Here is a 17,016-nt window from a genome sequence, read left to right on the forward strand (position 1 = left end):
TAAAACTCCGATTATGGCGCGAACGCCCCATTTAGCCAATATCTGACGCGAAACGGCGGAAAAAATGGCATAATAGCGGATTGTCACGTATTGAAATGAAAAGTAAAACAATTCTCAACATCAAGCGTCGTAACGGATTACGCGATACGATATAACATCAGGACTCTTTTTTTTACAACTCAGGCCGTATGAGCACTTTTAAACCGCTAAAAACTCTCACATCGCGCCGCCAGGTGCTGAAAGCCGGACTGGCGGCACTGACATTAACAGGGATGGCGAACGCCACAGCCAAAGAAGCCCCACTGAAAACCAGCAATGGTCACAGTCAGCCTGCCACGAAAAAATCAGGTGGCAAGCGCATTGTCGTGCTGGACCCGGGCCACGGCGGTATCGACACCGGAGCCATTGGCCGCAACGGCTCCAAAGAAAAGCATGTTGTGCTGGCGATAGCGAAAAATGTGCGTTCCATTTTACGCAGTCAGGGGATCGACTGCCGCCTGACGCGTTCGGGCGATACCTTTATTCCCCTGTACGACCGCGTCGAAATCGCCCACAAGCACGGCGCGGATCTGTTTATGTCAATCCACGCGGACGGCTTTACCAATCCCAGTGCGGCGGGCGCGTCGGTGTTTGCCCTCTCCAATCGCGGGGCCAGTAGCGCCATGGCGAAATACCTTTCCGACCGCGAAAACCGCGCCGACGAAGTCGCCGGTAAGAAAACGACCGACAAGGATCACCTGTTGCAACAGGTGCTCTTTGACCTGGTACAGACGGATACCATCAAAAACAGCCTGACGCTGGGGTCACATATTCTCAGGAAGATCAAACCGGTACATAAACTGCACAGCCGGAATACGGAACAGGCGGCGTTTGTGGTGCTAAAATCACCGTCAATCCCGTCGGTACTGGTTGAAACCTCGTTCATCACCAATCCGGAAGAGGAGCGACTGCTGGGCACCACGGCATTTCGTCAGAAGATCGCCACCGCCATCGCTAATGGTGTGATCAGCTATTTCCATTGGTTTGATAATCAGAAAGCCCATTCGAAGAAACGGTAATCATGAAACCCGATGCTCTACGCGTAAAACAGTTCCTGCTGAACTTGCAGAATGCCATTTGCCAGCAGCTCACCGCCATTGACGGTGCGGAGTTTGTCGAAGATAGCTGGCAGCGTGACGCGGGCGGCGGCGGACGGAGTCGGGTGCTGCGTAACGGCGGCATCTTCGAACAGGCTGGCGTCAATTTTTCTCACGTACACGGTGACGCCATGCCAGCATCGGCCACGGCCCATCGCCCGGAACTGGCAGGACGCAGTTTTGAAGCGATGGGCGTGTCGCTGGTCGTGCACCCGCTTAACCCTTATATTCCCACCAGCCATGCCAACGTGCGTTTTTTTATTGCCGAAAAGCCGGGTGCCGACCCGGTCTGGTGGTTTGGCGGCGGTTTTGACTTAACGCCCTACTACGGCTTTGAAGAAGACGCCATTCACTGGCATCGCACCGCGCGCGATCTGTGTCAGCCGTTTGGCGACGATGTCTATCCACGTTACAAAAAGTGGTGCGATGACTATTTCTTCCTCAAACATCGCAACGAGCAGCGTGGCATCGGCGGGCTGTTTTTTGACGATCTGAACACGCCGGATTTTGCCCACTGTTTCGCCTTCATGCAGGCCGTCGGCGAAGGCTATACCGAGGCGTATCTGCCGATCGTTGAGCGCCGCAAGGCGATGAACTGGGGTGAACGTGAGCGTAACTTCCAGCTCTATCGTCGCGGTCGTTACGTGGAGTTTAATCTGGTGTGGGATCGTGGCACCCTGTTTGGGCTTCAGACCGGCGGGCGCACAGAATCCATCCTGATGTCGATGCCGCCGCTGGTGCGTTGGGAATACGACTGGCAGCCGGACGCTGGCAGCCCGGAGGCCGCTCTCAGCGATTTTATTCAGGTGCGTGAGTGGGTGTAATTGCCTGATGGCGGCTTACGCCTTACCAGGCCTACAATCCATTGCAGCCTGCGTTCATCACATCCACTGGCGCATACGCTGGTGCAACGTCAGCGACGGCTTCTCGGCAAACAATTGCTGGTAGTCGGTGGCGAACTGCCCTAAATGCCAGAACCCCCACTGCATTGCCGCATCCTTGACCGTGGTACTCTGCGACCACGGGCTGATTAATTCCCGTCGCACCGCATTCAGGCGGATCCTTTTCAGCCACGCATTCGGTCCAATCCCCAAAATGGCGTGAAATGCATTCTGCAACGTACGACGGCTGACGTGAAGCTGGTTGCAGAGGTCGAGTACCGTCAGCGGCTCCGACATATTTTCCAGCACATACTCACGCGCCCGGGAGAGCAGTTTGCGGTAGCCCTGGTGGCTGATACTCTCCGCCGAGTTGATAGGATGCGCGTCCTCCAGCATCATGCCCATCGCCAACAACAGATTATCCCCCAGCACCTTACGCACTGCGGGTTGATGAAGATTCTCCGGGTTCTCGCTAAAAGTCGCCAGCGCCTGCTGGACAAAGCCCCACAGCGCCGCCTTGTGCTGCTCTTTGACCTCCAGCGCCGACTGGTTGCGCAGCATATGCAGCACCCTTTCCGGATTATGTAAAAACTGTGCCTGACGGGAAATCACATCCTCTGAAATCACTACCCCGAGAATCGTGTAATCATCCGGCGTGCTCAGCTCGAACTCCGTACCGCCCGGGCGGGTCGCAATCTCGGCGCTGCCGAGACACTGTGCGCCAATAAATCCCTGCTCGCCCCGCGTGGCCGGAATGCCAAACCAGAACGAATTCGGCCACACCAGGCATGACTGACGCAGCGCCAGTCCGGTGTATTCGCGAAAAACCTGAATGTCATCGAGCAAGATTTCCGTGAATTCACCATGAAACTTCCCCGGATGCAGTTGATCGTAAATCTGCTGCCAGGCAGTGATGGTCAGGGCGTGCTCATAAACATCCGTGGTCCGCCGCTGGTGAACGTTGTCCACTTCCACCTTTGGCGTGAGTTTAACGTCTTCGGGTAACGCTTCATGATAAAGATGGTGCAAACTGGCTGAACGGGTCTTTTTCATGATCTTTTATGCCGGACGCCTGGTAAGACGCCCGGCCCTCCGACAGGTTAATTTTTTAAGCGATAGCGACTACTGCGTTTACGCAACGCCCCGTCAGTGAAGAGCTGTTCCAGTGCGTTTCTGGCCTCTTCAAGCGGCCAGCCAAAGTGCGCGGCGACCTCTCCTGCCGTCATTCCCTGACGCGCTGTAGCGAGCTGCGCCAGCAGCGCGTCGGCGTATTCAGACCGTACAGGTGCTTCAGGCTTCGGCGCTATCTTCTGCTCAGGGGATTTCGACGCGCGCTTAAATCCGCCGATCAGCCACTGGGTGTCGTCTTCTGGCCGACCAATTTCTTTGCGGCTGATGACGCGGCCTGTCCGCTGTGCTGCGGCGCTTCCGGCATCCAGCGCCGCACGACACGCCGCCAGATCGCCTTCCACCACCAGCGTCACTTTGCCCGGGTCAAGCACTTCATGACTCAGCAGGTTGACATTAGCCGCCTTCAGCATGGCATCCGACGCGTCCACGGCGGCAACCATGCCCTCCACTTCCAGTAACCCCAGTGCATTGATCATTGATGACCTCCATTACGCGCGCTGAACAGGATTACGGGCGATGTCCAGAACCGCATCGGCAAAGGCATTACAGGCAGCTTTACAGGCAGCCTGGCTACCGGTCAAAAACGCCGCCGAGTAGTTAGTTTCTGACGGAGGCGGCACGTAGGTCACCAGTTGAACATCGGCGGATTTCATTGCCGCATCAATGCCATACGTTGCTTCCAGCGGCGGTGCCACCAGATAAGCCAGCGGATCGCCCAGCGCGATCCCTGCCGTTGACGACAGATAAGAGCCGGTACGCGACACCACATGCGCCAGGAACGCGGTGTTTTCCGCATCGTTCGCCCACTGGAACGCCGCGCCGCCTTCGATATGCGCCACCATCGCATCCAGCCCGGCGCGCACTTCCGCCGGGTTTGGACCGCCCAACATAATCAACACTTCACCGGCTGTCGGCGATGGCCCATGGGCCGCCCCGGCGTACAGCGAACGGCCATACACCACTTCAACCATCGCCTGTTTTGTCGCTTCGTCTGCGGCAATATACGTCACGTCATCAGAATCTGCCGTGATGAGACCGAGGCTACGTATATGCGACGGTAATTTAAGTTCGCGTGCAAACCCGTCGTTCACGGAAGCAATCACGCGCATCGCGCTGACCGACGGTCGAATCAAATCTAATGCTGGCATGATGCCTCCTTAACGGGTCATGTTGATGCCGGACGCTTTCTGCTCCAGCATGCGTTTGGCCAAATCCACGATGACAGCAGCGGCTTCTACCGGCGGCGTACCGCCCTGGTGGATGTTGGAAATACAGGTACGGTCGGCCTCCACCGTCGTCGCCACACGCGGTGAATAGACCGCGTAGCAGGAGAGACTCTCCGACTGCCCCAGTCCTGGACGTTCACCGACCAGCAGAATCACCACTTTCGCTCCGAGGATCTCGCCGATCTGGTCTTCAATCTTCACGCGGCCATAGCGGACAAAGAACGGTGTCCCGACCTTCAGTCCGGCCTGCTTCAGACCGGACAGCAGCGGGGGCAGGATCTCTTCATAGTTCGCGGTGATCGCATCGGTAGACAGGCCGTCAGACACCACCACCTGAACATCCGGATTTGCGACGCACTGCGATTTCAGCGCCTCTATGGCTTCCTGACTCAAACGGCGGCCCATATCCGGGCGCGTCAGGTAGAGATTTTTGTCGCTGATTTCCGAACGCACTTCCAGCAGTCCCTGCGCTTTCACCCACTCTTCCGGCACCTCTTTCAGTACAGTGTCTTTTGAGCGTGAGTGGTCGGCGAGAAAACGCAGCAGCGCCTGAGTGCGTGGACGCGGACCGGCACGCCCGGTGCAAACGCGCGCTGCGGTACTGCGCCGCAGTTCGGTCAGCACCTCTGCGCGATGCGGGTTCTCCACGCCAATCCAGGCTTTTGCTTCAGCGGAGCCCAGATCCAGCGCGCAGCTCTCTGTAGTCGACGGTGCCGCACACTGAGGTTTGTCGCAGGACTGCGACGGGGCGGCGGTCTGCGGCTGTGTCTGTCCCATTGACGCCATTACGCTGCGTACAATTTCTTCAATCTGTTTTTGATCCATTGTTTGTCATCCCCGCGTCATCAGAAGAACAGTGACGGATCGCCCGCCCGTTTGGTCAGGCGACCGTTTGCCATAATGCCCATCGTTTCCAGCCAGCGTTCAAACTCCGGCGACGGACGCAGATTCAGCAACTGGCGTACGGTCGCCGTATCGTGGAAGGCGGTGGTCTGGTAGTTGAGCATGATGTCGTCGCCAAGCGGCATACCCATGATGTAGTTACAGCCCGCGGTGGCGAGCAGAATCATCAGGTTTTCGTTGAGGTTCTGATCGGCATCGGCATGGTTGGTGTAGCAGCAGTCACAGCCCATCGAGATGCCGCTCAGCTTGCCCATAAAGTGATCTTCCAGACCGGCACGAATAATCTGGCGGTCATTGTAGAGATACTCCGGCCCGATAAAGCCCACCACGGTGTTCACCAGGAATGGATCGTAATGACGCGCCAGGCCGTAGTTACGTGCTTCCATCGTTACCTGGTCCGCCCCGAAGTTCGCCCCGGCGGAAAGCGCCGAGCCCTGTCCGGTTTCGAAATACAGGCAGTTTTCTCCGGCGATCCGGTTAAACTCCGCCCCTACCGCACGCGCTTCGTCCAGCATTGCCAGCTCTACGCCGAACTCTTTTAAGCCCTTTTCACTGCCGCAGATACTCTGGAAGATCAGTCCACCCGGCGCACCGCGACGGATCGCTTCAATCTGCGTGGTAACGTGCGCCAGCACACAGCCCTGGGTCGGGATGTTGAACTTGTCGATCACCCCATAAACCGTGTCCAGTACGCGGCTTAAGTTCTCCACATCGTCGGTCACCGGGTTGACGCCAATCACCGCATCGCCGGCACCAAAAGAGAGTCCTTCGTAGATTTGCGCGGCAATACTCTGCACATCATCACGAGTATCGTTCGGCTGCAGACGACAGCTGAAGGTGCCCGGAATACCGATCGTGGTGTTGGCCTTTTTGATCACCGGCATTTTCTTGCCGCCGTAGATCAGATCGGCGTTAGAGCAGATCTTCGCCACTGCCGCCACCACTTCCGAGGTCAGTCCTTTACGCGTAAAGGCAATATCATCAACCGAGGTGTCATCGCTCAGCACATGCTCACGCAGCTCGCTGATGCTCCAGTTCTTAATGCGGTTGTAGGCCGTTTCGTTGACATCGTCCTGAATCAGGCGTGTGACGCAATCCTCTTCATAGGAAATCACCGGGTTATTGCGAATATCCGCCACCGTCATTTCCGACAACACCTGTTTCGCCGCGACACGCTCCTGCGAGCTTTGCGCCGCGACGCCGGCCAGCACATCCCCCGAACGCAGTTCGTTGGCTTTTGCCAGCACCTCTTTTACATCCTTAAACTGATAAACATTGCCGAACAATGTGGTCTTTAGTTTCATAAGTCGTTCCCTCAGGAAGGAAATGCGAGTGATTTCACCGTCACCGGCACAACCGATCCGCCAAACAAAGGCGTACCAATGTCGATATAGTCGCCCGCCCGGACAATCACTTCGTCAATGACCGCCAGCGGGAGTTGCTGTAACTGTGGGCGCAACAGCATGCCCAGCGCTTTACCAAAGTCCTGCTCGGCCACCACCAGCAGGGGATGCGGATTCGGGTAACGCGCGATGAAGGCCAGCAGCGCGTCGATGACCGTAAGTAATGCGGCGTAACGCACCGGTAGCGAGGCGGGAAGCGCCAGTACGTATGCGTCAGTCTGTGGATCCAGATCGAGCTGCGTCAGCGCTTGTTGCCACGCGCCAACCAGATCGGCGTCATCCATCGGGATCGCCACCGGCAGATTGCGCAGCGGCAACTGAACCCCTTCCAGCCAGATGGTGCTGCCCGAGAGCGACAGCGTGTGCGCCCCTGCGCCAATCACCGTAGCGCGCACGGTCTGCGCCGGAAACTGCACGTTCATCGCACGCAGACGCGGATGCTCATGCAGCGCCGTCGCCAGCAGCGGCCCAATATCAGAAAAGCAGAACGGATCGGCAGGCAGATTGCGATAGCACTCTCCCACGCCGCCGGACAGGGTGATGACCTCCGGCTTCGCGTCCGCTGGCAGTAACCCGGTTTGCATCAGCGTTTGCGCCAGCGGCGACAACGCGCCGTCGATCACTTCTACGATCAGACTCGCCATCCGCTGCGCCACCTGCCCTAACTGCGCGACGGTCAGTGAACGGGCATCGGTACCCACCCCGAATACCTCATCGACAATCTTCTGACCGGGTTGATGGGCATGTACGACGCGCCCTTGACCGTCGGTCTCCAGCAGACGCCCGCCGACGTTCAGACAGGCGGTGCCGCTCACCTTTCCGGCATCAAACAGCGCATAGTTCGAAGTGCCGCCGCCGATGTCGATGTTCAGCACCCGGCACATCCGCTGTTCAGACAGGGTTTGCGCCCCGGCGCCGTGACCGGCAATCACCGATTCCAGATGCGGTCCGGCACTGGCAACCACAAAGTCACCGAGCGACTGGGAGAGCGTCATCACCGCCGGGCGCGCGTTGCGGGTTTTCGCGCTCTCGCCGGTGATGATGATGGCTCCTGAATCAACCGATTCCGGCGCGATCCCCGCCGCCTGATACTGCGCGAGGATCAGCGCTTTAAGGTCGTCCTCCCGTAACCCGCCCTGCTTATCGACGGGGGTAAAGAAGACCGGGCTTTGCCAGCTAATGTCGCGTTTGATGAATTCGTAACGGGGCACCTGCGACACTGCCGCACGGTTAACCAGTTCCAGGCGCGAGAAGATCACCTGCGTGGTCGTGGTGCCGATATCGATACCGACGCTCAGTAGCTGGCGCGTGTTCACGATTGCGCCTCCACTTCCGTTTCTGCCGGAACGTTTTCATCTTTTGGCACCAGCATCATGGCCACGCCAATCGCCGTAACACCGCCAATCAATTTGCCGACAATCATCGGGAAGATCATGGCGTTCATGTTGGCCGCCGCGAAGCCTAAGTGGTCACCCAGCGCGAAGGCTGCGGAGACGGCGAAGGCGCAGTTGATCACTTTGCCGCGGGTATCCATCTGCTTCATCATGCCGAACATCGGGATGTTATTCGCCAGTGTCGCCACCATGCCGCCAGCTGCCATATTGTTGATTTTCAACAGGCTTCCGACGCGCATCAGCGGTTTCTCAAACCAACGGGTCAGTAACAGCACCATCGGATACGCCCCGAGCAGTACGCAGGAGATAGAACCGATCACTTCAATGGCACGCATCACTTCACCGGGGGTGTCGCCAGGTGCCATAAAGATGGGGTCGAGACCGGGGATCAGCTCCCAGCCCAGCAGGAACTTGATGACTGCCGCGGCGAGACCAATGGTGATCAGCGCAACGAGGAATTTGGCGAAGATCTGGAAGCCGTTGATCATTTTTTCCGGGATGAATTTCAACCCCAGCGCCACCAGCACGGCGACGATAATCACCGGGATCATGTTCATCAGGATCAGCGCGAAGGTGAACTCGACCGGTTGTCCGTTGATCTCAACGCCCGAATACATCGCGACCAGACCACCGGCAATACAGCCGATAGGGATCGTGACAATGCCTGCCAGAACCCCAAGCGCCAGATAACGGCGGTCAGACGGCTCAATAATGCCCAGCGCAACGGGGATAGAGAACACGATGGTGGGCCCCATCATTGCCCCCAGAATCAACCCCGAGTAGAGCCACGCCGCGACGTCGCCACCCGCCAGCTCTTTGGCAAGGAAGAAGCCGCCCATATCGCACGCCAGCAGCGTTCCGGCGAACATGGATGGGTTCGCGCCAAGCATTTCATACAGCGGAATAATCACCGGCCCGAGCAGTTTGGCTAACACCGGCGCCAGCGCGGTCATACCGACCATCGCCAGTCCCAGAGCGCCCATCGCCATAAACCCTTCTTCGAACTGACCGCCGGATCCCTCAATACTTTTGCCGAACTTCCCGAGGAAACGCGCCGACCCGCCGAACTGCGACAGGATCCTGTCCACGGCGGCAATCAGCATAAAGAACATCATGATGTACATGATGATTTCGTTAATTCCCATACCCTTATCTCCATTTGCCAGGGTTTTCGTAGACCGGATAAGCGCAGCGTCATCAGGCAATGATGTCGCGTTTTGCCGGATGGCGGCGCGAACGCCTTATCTGGCCTACGTCCTGGTATGCTTTTATTGTGCCGCCGCGTACAACTCGATAATGTTGCTCTGCGTGGCGGTGCGTGGGTTGCTGCGTATACAAATATCCTCCAGCGCGGCTTGCGCCCAGACGCTGTAGTGTTCTGGTTTTGCGCCGACATCAGCGAGCCGTTTGTTCAGGCCCACCTCCGCAATCAGTTCGCTGACGGCGGCGATAGCGTCGCGATCGTCTGCTTTCTTATTGGTCAAGGCGCGTCCGATATGGCTAAAGCGTTCGCGACACACCATACGGTTAAAGCCCATCACCGTTGGCAGCAGCATGGCGTTCGCCTGGCCGTGCGGAATGTGCAATGTGGCACCAGGCTGATGCGCCATCGCATGACACAGCCCCAGCCCGGCGCTGGAAAACGTCATTCCTGCCATGCAGGAGGCCAGCAGCATGCTCTCCCGTGCGGCGAGGTCGTGACCGTAGCCCACCGCTTTCGGCAGCGATTTGCCAATCATTGCAATTGCGCCAATCGCCAGGCTGTCGGTAAACGGCGAGGCATTCAGCGCGCTGTATGCCTCAACCGCGTGCGTCAGCGCATCAATCCCGGTCATTGCCGTCACATGAGGCGGTACGCCTTCAGTCAGCGCGGCATCAAGGATTGCCACGTCCGGCATCAGCGTCGCATGTGCCAGCACCTGCTTGCGTCCTGTCGCCGCGTCGATAATCACCGTTACGTTCGTGGTTTCCGATCCGGTTCCGGCGGTGGTGGGGACAGCAATCAACGGCAGTCGCGGGCGTAAGCTGCTGTATTCCGTCATCTGGGCCAGCGTCTGATGTGGATTCGTCACCAGCAGGGCGACAGCTTTTGCCGCATCCAGCACCGAACCGCCGCCAAAGGCAACAACGCCGTCGCATTTTGACTCGCGCAATTGGGCGACCGCTGCGCAGACGTCGGTGATGCACGGCTCACCCATCGGACACGGCCAGACCGTCATCGCCACGCCTTTCATCGCCAGACTGCGCTCTAACGACGCGGTCATCCCCGCCTGATGCAGGAAACTGTCGACCATCACGAACAGATGGCTTAAGCCTCGCGATTGCGCTTCCTGTCCGCAGGAACTGAGCGCCCCGAGCCCGCACAGCGTGACCGGCGGTACGCTGAACGTTTTCATGCGTTGCAGATTCAGGGTATCGAATGCCTGAAAGAGCGCCGTCTGCAATTCAGCTTGCATAGATTCCCTCCGCTTTCTCTCTCCCGCTGTTGGCGATCGCCAGCGGTGTCATAAACAGGCTATGCCGGGGCAGATGTACCTGGAGTTCAGGAAAGCGCTGGCGAAACAACGCCTCTACGCCCGGTTGCATACAAGAGCCGCCCGCCAGCCATAAATCGGCTATTTCTTGTCCTTCGATATGACGAGCAACGATCTCCGCCATTTTCTCGTAGACCGGTTTCACCACCGGCCAAATCTCCTGCGCGTTGCTGCGCTTGACCTGCTCGGCCTCTTCCAGCTCGATGCGCCGGTTTCCGGCCAGCGTCAGCGAAATGTGGTGGCCGCCCGTCGCTTCATCCGCCGAGTACGTCACTTTGCCCTGTTTGACGATGGCGATCCCGGTCGTGCCGCCACCGATATCCACGACACCGGCGTTATCCAGTTGCAGCAGATCGGCGACCGCGGTTGGTTCATCCAGCACATGGCTGACCTCCAGCCCGGCAGATTCCAGCACGTTGATGGAAATGCGCGGGTCGGTGCCCGGCGGGAACGACGTCGCCGCGTGGGTAAACCGGCTGCCGAGCTGTTGTTCGAGCGTATCGAGATGGCGGCGCACAATAGTGACCGCACCGAAGAAATCCCAGACGATGCCGTCGCGCACGACGTCAGCCCAGTCAAGACACACCGCGACCGGCTGTCCGTCACCGTCGACAACCATCGACACCACGTCGCAGGTGCCGAGATCAACACCCAGCCACAGCGCGGAATCGCTCGTCGCAGGCGCCTGATTACACAGGTCAGCGGCTTTTTGCAGTCTTGGCGTGAGCCAACTTTCTTCGTCGTGCGCCATCATTCATCCCTTATACAATTCGAAACGCATCCACCAATACACAGCGACGCAGACGCACAAACGTACGCGCGCTGGTCACCCCTTCCCCGGTTGGCGTGGTGATGGTCATGGTGGTCCAGCCTTCACCGCCCAGCCCCAGCCCGGCAATGCACGGTCCATTCTTGACAAAGATGCTGGTATCAATGGCGTTCGCCATCCGGTTCATGTTGTCGATGTTGCGTGAGTGCATCGCAGCGGTATGGTGGCAGCCGCCTTCCAGTTGCACCGCCAGCGCAATCGCTTCGTCGACATTTGCCACCCGCACCACCGGCAGAACCGGCATCATCAGTTCCGTGACGGCAAAAGGATGCGTGGCTGACGTTTCAACAAACAGCAGACGGGTTTGCGGCGGAACTTGCAGGCCAATGGCGGCGGCGATTTTTGCCGCGTCGCGTCCGACCCAGTCACGACTGACAGTGCCTTTGCCGCGTTCATCGATATTTTTCAGCAGCACCGGCTGGAGCTGTTCGGCCTGTGCGGCGCTCAGTTTCACTGCCTGCTGGCCTTCCATCAGGCGCATCAGCTCATCCGCCACGCTATCGACGACAATCAGTACCTTTTCATCCGCGCAAATGATGTTGTTATCGAAAGAAGCGCCTTTGACGATGGATTGTGCAGCCCGCGCCAGATCCGCCGTCTCATCGACGACCACCGGCGGATTACCGGCACCGGCGGCAATCAGACGTTTATTGGTGTGTTTGCGGGCAGCGTCGACCACCGCTTCGCCGCCGGTGACGACCAGCAGACCAATGCCTGGGTACTTAAACAACCGCTGCGCAGTTTCAATATCCGGGTTCGCTACGGTCACCAGCAGGTTTTCCGGGCCACCTGCCGCCACCACCGCCTGGTTAAGTAGTGTGATAGCGCGTTGTGAAACGCCTTTCGCCGCCGGATGGGGAGCGAACACGACGCTGTTACCCGCGGCAATCAGGCTGATGGCGTTATTAATCACCGTCGCCGCCGGGTTAGTAGATGGCGTCACTGAGGCGACGACGCCCCACGGCGCATTTTCGATCAGCGTCAGGCCGTTATCGCCGGTGAGTACCTGCGGCGATAAGCACTCCACGCCCGGCGTCCCGCGAGCCTGTGCCACATTTTTGGCAAATTTATCGTCGACGCGTCCCATGCCGGTCTCTGCGACGGCAAGTTCCGCTAATTCTTTGGCATGCTTTTCGCCCGCTTCACGGATGGCGTGAATGGCAAGCTGGCGCATCGCCACGCTCTTCAGCCCCTGCTGAGCGACTTTTGCTGCCGCCACCGCATCATCCAGGGAGGCAAAGACGCCCATTTCATGAACGGCGGTCGCGGGTTGACTGCTGTCTTTCATTTTCAGCAGTACCGCTTTCACCACCTGTTCAATATCCTGTTGATTCATGATGTTCAGTCCTATTTGTGGAATATCACCTGACCGCCAGCCACCACTTCATCGACGATACCAATCACGCACAGATCGACAGGGGACGCTTCGCTGCGATGCGCCTGGCGAGCAGAACTGCCGCTAACCAGCAGCACCCACTCCCCGGTTCCCGCCCCGATGCTGTCAATGGCGACGGCACACTGCCCGTCGGGATTTCCCTGGGCATCGATCATCTCCACCATCAGCAATTTGTCGTGTGCCAGTCCCTGATGGCGTACGGTACAAACGATTTGTCCTGTGACGACTGCCAGTTTCATACCCGCCTCCGTGGGTTACGTTGTGCTGCGATCCTGTAGGCCGGATAAGCGCAGCGCCATCCGGCCCCCAGTCCTGCTTAGATGTTGCTGTCGCCTTTGAAGCTGATCGGGAAGACTTCTTCCAGATCGCCATGCGGACGCGGAATCACGTGAACGGAGACCAGTTCGCCGATACGCTGTGCCGCTGCGGCACCGGCATCTGTTGCTGCTTTGCAGGCCGCGACATCGCCACGAACCATCGCAGTCACCAGACCGCCGCCAATCTGTTTCACACCAACCAGCTTCACGCGTGCGGCTTTTACCATCGCATCAGAGGCCTCAATCAGTGCAACCAGGCCCCGGGTTTCAATCATTCCTAAAGCTTCCATTGTGTTTTCCTCTCATGGGGTCCAGAACGGGACCATTTATACAACCAGGGTTTGTGAGTCACGTTCGCGTCTCACGTCAGTCTGGCGCGGCATGGCTGCCACCAACGCCAGTTCGATAATTTCCTGTACGCTACAGCCTCGCGAAAGGTCATGAAGCGGTGCGGCAAGCCCCTGAATCAGCGGCCCGACGGCACGATACCCCCCCAGACGCTGGGCGATTTTGTAACCAATATTGCCGGCCTCCAGTGACGGAAAAACCATCACGTTGGCGTTACCGCGCAAAGGGCTGGCGGGCGCTTTTTGCGCAGCGACCTCCGGCACAAAGGCGGCGTCAAACTGCAATTCGCCATCCACCAGTAGCGTGGGCGCACGTTCGCGAACAATCTCCGTTGCCTGCTGCACGTTCGCCACACAGGGATGACGGGCGCTCCCCTGACTGGAGAATGACAGCATCGCCACACGCGGTTCTTCACCGGTGATGGCGCGCCAGGTGTCGGCGCTGGCGATCGCGATATCTGCCAGTTGCGCCGCCGTCGGCTGCGGCACCACGCTGCAGTCGGCAAACCCTAACGCGGGTCCGACGTACTGCGGCAGCATCAGGAAAATGGACGACAGCGTTTTACATCCCGGCTGCAGGCCAATAATGCGTAAGCCCGCACGCAGCACGTTAGCTGTGGATGAAAGGTTGCCAGCGATACAGACATCCGCCTTGCCTGCGCTTACCATCGCCGCAGCAAACATCAGCGGGTCATTGAGTTTCTCAAGGGCATCCGGCGGCGTTTTCTCTCCAGACCGGGCGAGCCAGCGCTGGGCGAACGCTTCACGCATCGCCAGATTGCTGTACGGGTCGATAACCTGAATACCGTCCAGCGCCACTCGATGCGTAAGGGCAAACTGGCGCAGTGCGAACGGACTGGCCACCAGAATGGGGTGCGCCAGACCGTGCTGTTGCAGGTAGTGCGCCGCTTTCAGCACGCGTTCGTCTAACGCATCCGGAAAGACCACCCGGGCCGGCGACTGCTGAGCCCGTTCACGGGCGCGTTCAATGATCATTGTTCACCTCCCAGTCGCTGTTGGATCTGGTTGACGGTGAGTGGGTGTTTGGTGACACACAGAATCATCATCACGTAGACCGTGCTGGAGAGACGGTTCAGCGCCTGCAAAATATCCGGGCGCAGGACGTCAAATCCGCGGGTGATAAAGACCTGGGCGGCGATCGTTTCCGTCTCGCGAATTTTGGTACGTAGCAGATTCAGCAGCGCGGACTCACGACCATGACTGGCTTCAGGTACCAGATGATCGTGCTCCAGATAACGCAACGGTTGATGGGAAAGACGATGCAGGTCATCCTCGTTCAACCCAACGATGGACTGTGCCGCCAGGGGTTCATCCATCGCATCGGCGCGCATAATGTTGCCCAGCCGCGAACGAATATCCGCCAGCCAGGGCTGCCACGGCTCCGCCAGTTCGATTTGCAGCCACACCGCCAGCGCGATGGTGCTGTCCAGCGCTGCGCGAAAGCCCAAACGCGGATCGCTTTTGGCGACCATTTTGTCCGCCGTCAGGTGGGTCAAGGTGTCAGGCTTTTTCGCCACCGGCTGGCGACACAGTTCACAGCAGGCCTGGGGATGCGTATCGCTACTGGTTAACCCGTGCACCGGCTGCGGCTGCTGTTGCTCGTCGTCGACAAACAGACTGCCCTGCTCATCCAGAAACTTGATGCGCAGATGACGGCCTTCCAACAGTTCGCGGGCAGAGGGCGTCAGGCGAGCGTCAGCGGGGAGATGGATTTCCGCCCCTTCGCTGAGCGTATGGTTCGCTCTGAGCCATGCTTCGGTGATGAAATCTTTCATACCGATTGCCAGTTCGCAGGCCAAGCAACGTACAGGAAGCGCACGGTCGTCGGCGTGCCAAATTCAATGCTCGAGCCTTTCGGGATGAACATGACGTCCCCGGCTTTAGCGATCATCGTTTCGCCTTCATGGCGCACATGCAGTTCTCCGTCGAGCACCATGTCGATTTCGTCGTAGTTCAGCGTCCACGGGAAGAATGCGTTATCCCACTGCATGAACCCGGCGGCCATACTGCTGCCGTCCTGCTCGGTGACGAGATCGGTCAGGCCTACGCAGTGTGGCTGCGCGCCATCGAAGCGGCCAAACTTAACGCTGCTGCCGTCGATCACTTTGATGCCGCCTTTGCCGGTCACCGAGGTAAATCCCGGTTGCATCCCGCCCTGTTCCAGCGACTGTTTTTCCTTCAGCACTTTGTCCATCAACTGTGAAACCAGACTCTCGGTAAACTGCCCTTCTGGTAGTTGCGCGATGATAGTTTCACGAATGCGCTGGGTTTCAGATTTGGCCTCGTCGACACTGCACGCTGCCGTTGGCGCGGATCCCTCGCGCTCCACAATCGTGATGCCCAGTAACTCCGCGACTTCACGGGCTTCCGGGGTGATGATGCTGGCGCGCAGCACCACCGACATCTCTTGTTCGCCTCGTGCGTGCGCCGCACGTATATCGTTAGCTGTGATAAGTGTTTTCACCTGCCCCTTCCTCCTTTTGGCTGAGCTCAGTCAGATAGTCCACCAGGTGCTGCACGCTTTGCGGGTCATGGCTGTTGAGCTCGAAAATCGGCTCCTGAAACCCAATTCCGCGCAGTAATTCCCGCGTTGCGGTTACGTCGGCATCCGGCATATCCGTTTTGCTGATCACGGCGATGTGTCGTTTACTGGCACCGATATCTAACAGCCCGGCAGGTAAGCGACTTTCTTTGTCATTGGCCGCATGGACATAAATCAACGTATCTACATCCTGCAGCGTGGTAATTAAGGCGTGATACCAGCGGGGATGACTAAAATATTCCCCCGGCGTATCGATATCGCCATTTTCATTAAATTCCACGGCCTGGGTTTTTCTGGCGAGGGAATAATTTCCCTGTAATGCATTAAAAAGCGTTGTTTTTCCCGCGCCGACAGTGCCAACAAACGCAATACGTTTCATGAGCACCTCAAAATTAGCTTTTCGTCAGGTCGCAGAGCGTGAAATGTAATAACCGACCCAGCCCGCTGACCGTTTGCAATAAGGCCTCTTCTACCGCGCCAACCGAGCCGTAGATCACCAGCGCGCCGCTGAATCTGTCGAGAAAACCGATGTGTACGTCAGCCGCCTTCATCGCCAGATCGCCGGCAATCATGGCCGTTTCACCCGGCGTCAGGGTCATAATGCCAATGGCACCTGCTTCGGGAACGCCGATCTTTTTCGCCAGTTCTTCACCAGGATGCGCAATGAGATGCGCCAGCGTGACCTGTTTGCCCGGCACAAATTCCTGAATGATGCGTTCTTTATCCATTGCTCACCGCCTGTGTTAAGACTGGGCTTATCGTGGCAATTTTTTGTCAGGGTAAATAACAAAATTCGGCAAGGTGATTTAAAAGGTGAAGTGGATCACTAATAATGGGGTCGTATTTTTGGAAGTCTCACTGCCGAAATGGCAGAACATTCTTTTGGCCGCCGCAATCAATCAAAAAGAACATTCCTTTAACTTATCTAAATAAATTCTTAGTTTTATCTTTTCTTT

Annotated in this window: 19 protein-coding genes; 2 read left to right on the plus strand and 17 right to left on the minus strand. The window is 57.9% G+C overall.

What is annotated here, in order from left to right; translation table 11 throughout:
- The first annotated feature begins 188 nt into the window (after nt 1-188).
- Together amiA and hemF are read left to right on the plus strand one after the other, a co-directional pair.
- On the plus strand, nt 189-1,058 hold the full coding sequence (gene amiA, locus HVX64_RS16510; protein ID WP_042999894.1) for an N-acetylmuramoyl-L-alanine amidase AmiA: 870 nt from the start codon (nt 189-191) through the stop codon (nt 1,056-1,058).
- A gap of 2 nt (nt 1,059-1,060) precedes the next feature.
- Entirely contained in the window at nt 1,061-1,960 is a 900-nt protein-coding gene (gene hemF, locus HVX64_RS16515) for an oxygen-dependent coproporphyrinogen oxidase (RefSeq protein ID WP_044258368.1), read from the plus strand.
- A gap of 57 nt (nt 1,961-2,017) precedes the next feature.
- On the opposite strand, the gene eutR is transcribed toward hemF, so the two are convergent.
- From eutR to eutS, 17 genes are all read right to left on the minus strand, one after another.
- Nucleotides 2,018-3,070, minus strand: a complete 1,053-nt coding sequence (gene eutR / locus HVX64_RS16520) for an HTH-type transcriptional regulator EutR (protein WP_042999892.1) — start codon at nt 3,068-3,070, stop codon at nt 2,018-2,020.
- 47 nt (nt 3,071-3,117) lie between these two features.
- The gene (gene eutK / locus HVX64_RS16525; protein ID WP_044258365.1) at nt 3,118-3,624 is read right to left on the minus strand and encodes an ethanolamine utilization microcompartment protein EutK; all 507 of its coding nucleotides are present in this window, start codon (nt 3,622-3,624) and stop codon (nt 3,118-3,120) included.
- A 12-nt stretch (nt 3,625-3,636) separates the two neighbouring features.
- Nucleotides 3,637-4,296: an ethanolamine utilization microcompartment protein EutL gene (eutL, locus tag HVX64_RS16530; protein ID WP_042999890.1), complete on the minus strand. Its 660-nt coding sequence runs from the start codon at nt 4,294-4,296 to the stop codon at nt 3,637-3,639.
- 9 nt (nt 4,297-4,305) lie between these two features.
- Nucleotides 4,306-5,199, minus strand: coding sequence for an ethanolamine ammonia-lyase subunit EutC (gene eutC, locus HVX64_RS16535; RefSeq protein WP_042999889.1), 894 nt, complete (start codon nt 5,197-5,199; stop codon nt 4,306-4,308).
- A 20-nt stretch (nt 5,200-5,219) separates the two neighbouring features.
- Nucleotides 5,220-6,581 carry an ethanolamine ammonia-lyase subunit alpha gene (gene eutB, locus HVX64_RS16540; RefSeq protein ID WP_042999888.1) on the minus strand — a complete coding sequence of 454 codons (1,362 nt, stop codon included), beginning with the start codon at nt 6,579-6,581 and terminating at the stop codon, nt 5,220-5,222.
- A gap of 11 nt (nt 6,582-6,592) precedes the next feature.
- Nucleotides 6,593-7,996 carry an ethanolamine ammonia-lyase reactivating factor EutA gene (gene eutA, locus HVX64_RS16545; protein WP_044258361.1) on the minus strand — a complete coding sequence of 468 codons (1,404 nt, stop codon included), beginning with the start codon at nt 7,994-7,996 and terminating at the stop codon, nt 6,593-6,595.
- On the minus strand, nt 7,993-9,219 hold the full coding sequence (gene eutH, locus HVX64_RS16550) for an ethanolamine utilization protein EutH (protein ID WP_042999886.1): 1,227 nt from the start codon (nt 9,217-9,219) through the stop codon (nt 7,993-7,995). Before eutH ends, eutA begins: the two co-directional genes overlap by 4 nt.
- A 123-nt stretch (nt 9,220-9,342) precedes the next feature.
- Nucleotides 9,343-10,530: an ethanolamine utilization ethanol dehydrogenase EutG gene (eutG, locus tag HVX64_RS16555; protein ID WP_181825061.1), complete on the minus strand. Its 1,188-nt coding sequence runs from the start codon at nt 10,528-10,530 to the stop codon at nt 9,343-9,345.
- Complete coding sequence (gene eutJ / locus HVX64_RS16560; RefSeq protein WP_044258360.1) at nt 10,520-11,359, minus strand: ethanolamine utilization protein EutJ; 840 nt, start codon at nt 11,357-11,359, stop codon at nt 10,520-10,522. The genes eutG and eutJ overlap by 11 nt, the downstream gene beginning before the upstream one ends.
- A 10-nt stretch (nt 11,360-11,369) precedes the next feature.
- Nucleotides 11,370-12,773, minus strand: a complete 1,404-nt coding sequence (locus HVX64_RS16565) for an aldehyde dehydrogenase family protein (RefSeq protein ID WP_042999883.1) — start codon at nt 12,771-12,773, stop codon at nt 11,370-11,372.
- 11 nt (nt 12,774-12,784) lie between these two features.
- A complete protein-coding gene (gene eutN / locus HVX64_RS16570; protein ID WP_042317652.1) occupies nt 12,785-13,072 on the minus strand; it encodes an ethanolamine utilization microcompartment protein EutN in 288 nt (95 codons plus the stop codon).
- 77 nt (nt 13,073-13,149) lie between these two features.
- Entirely contained in the window at nt 13,150-13,440 is a 291-nt protein-coding gene (gene eutM / locus HVX64_RS16575; protein WP_000387720.1) for an ethanolamine utilization microcompartment protein EutM, read from the minus strand.
- A gap of 36 nt (nt 13,441-13,476) precedes the next feature.
- Complete coding sequence (gene pta / locus HVX64_RS16580; RefSeq protein ID WP_044258358.1) at nt 13,477-14,493, minus strand: phosphate acetyltransferase; 1,017 nt, start codon at nt 14,491-14,493, stop codon at nt 13,477-13,479.
- Nucleotides 14,490-15,293: an ethanolamine utilization cob(I)yrinic acid a,c-diamide adenosyltransferase EutT gene (gene eutT / locus HVX64_RS16585; RefSeq protein ID WP_044258355.1), complete on the minus strand. Its 804-nt coding sequence runs from the start codon at nt 15,291-15,293 to the stop codon at nt 14,490-14,492. Before eutT ends, pta begins: the two co-directional genes overlap by 4 nt.
- Nucleotides 15,290-15,982 carry an ethanolamine utilization acetate kinase EutQ gene (gene eutQ / locus HVX64_RS16590; protein WP_044258353.1) on the minus strand — a complete coding sequence of 231 codons (693 nt, stop codon included), beginning with the start codon at nt 15,980-15,982 and terminating at the stop codon, nt 15,290-15,292. The genes eutT and eutQ overlap by 4 nt, the downstream gene beginning before the upstream one ends.
- Entirely contained in the window at nt 15,960-16,439 is a 480-nt protein-coding gene (eutP, locus tag HVX64_RS16595; protein ID WP_044258352.1) for an ethanolamine utilization acetate kinase EutP, read from the minus strand. Before eutP ends, eutQ begins: the two co-directional genes overlap by 23 nt.
- 13 nt (nt 16,440-16,452) lie before the next feature.
- The gene (gene eutS / locus HVX64_RS16600; RefSeq protein WP_042999878.1) at nt 16,453-16,788 is read right to left on the minus strand and encodes an ethanolamine utilization microcompartment protein EutS; all 336 of its coding nucleotides are present in this window, start codon (nt 16,786-16,788) and stop codon (nt 16,453-16,455) included.
- Nucleotides 16,789-17,016: the final 228 nt, after the last annotated feature.

The sequence above is a fragment of the Citrobacter sp. RHB20-C16 genome, assembly GCF_013890155.1.
GTDB classification, from domain to species: Bacteria; Pseudomonadota; Gammaproteobacteria; order Enterobacterales; family Enterobacteriaceae; genus Citrobacter_A; species Citrobacter_A amalonaticus.

Excerpts from the sequence above, each read along its gene's own strand:
- amiA (WP_042999894.1), top strand. The coding sequence starts at position 189 with ATGAGCACTTTTAAACCGCTAAAAACTCTCACATCGCGCCGCCAGGTG.
- hemF (WP_044258368.1), top strand. The coding sequence starts at position 1,061 with ATGAAACCCGATGCTCTACGCGTAAAACAGTTCCTGCTGAACTTGCAG.
- eutR (WP_042999892.1), bottom strand. The coding sequence starts at position 3,070 with ATGAAAAAGACCCGTTCAGCCAGTTTGCACCATCTTTATCATGAAGCG.
- eutK (WP_044258365.1), bottom strand. The coding sequence starts at position 3,624 with ATGATCAATGCACTGGGGTTACTGGAAGTGGAGGGCATGGTTGCCGCC.
- eutL (WP_042999890.1), bottom strand. The coding sequence starts at position 4,296 with ATGCCAGCATTAGATTTGATTCGACCGTCGGTCAGCGCGATGCGCGTG.
- eutC (WP_042999889.1), bottom strand. The coding sequence starts at position 5,199 with ATGGATCAAAAACAGATTGAAGAAATTGTACGCAGCGTAATGGCGTCA.
- eutB (WP_042999888.1), bottom strand. The coding sequence starts at position 6,581 with ATGAAACTAAAGACCACATTGTTCGGCAATGTTTATCAGTTTAAGGAT.
- eutH (WP_042999886.1), bottom strand. The coding sequence starts at position 9,219 with ATGGGAATTAACGAAATCATCATGTACATCATGATGTTCTTTATGCTG.
- eutG (WP_181825061.1), bottom strand. The coding sequence starts at position 10,530 with ATGCAAGCTGAATTGCAGACGGCGCTCTTTCAGGCATTCGATACCCTG.
- eutJ (WP_044258360.1), bottom strand. The coding sequence starts at position 11,359 with ATGGCGCACGACGAAGAAAGTTGGCTCACGCCAAGACTGCAAAAAGCC.
- HVX64_RS16565 (WP_042999883.1), bottom strand. The coding sequence starts at position 12,773 with ATGAATCAACAGGATATTGAACAGGTGGTGAAAGCGGTACTGCTGAAA.
- eutN (WP_042317652.1), bottom strand. The coding sequence starts at position 13,072 with ATGAAACTGGCAGTCGTCACAGGACAAATCGTTTGTACCGTACGCCAT.
- eutM (WP_000387720.1), bottom strand. The coding sequence starts at position 13,440 with ATGGAAGCTTTAGGAATGATTGAAACCCGGGGCCTGGTTGCACTGATT.
- pta (WP_044258358.1), bottom strand. The coding sequence starts at position 14,493 with ATGATCATTGAACGCGCCCGTGAACGGGCTCAGCAGTCGCCGGCCCGG.
- eutT (WP_044258355.1), bottom strand. The coding sequence starts at position 15,293 with ATGAAAGATTTCATCACCGAAGCATGGCTCAGAGCGAACCATACGCTC.
- eutP (WP_044258352.1), bottom strand. The coding sequence starts at position 16,439 with ATGAAACGTATTGCGTTTGTTGGCACTGTCGGCGCGGGAAAAACAACG.
- eutS (WP_042999878.1), bottom strand. The coding sequence starts at position 16,788 with ATGGATAAAGAACGCATCATTCAGGAATTTGTGCCGGGCAAACAGGTC.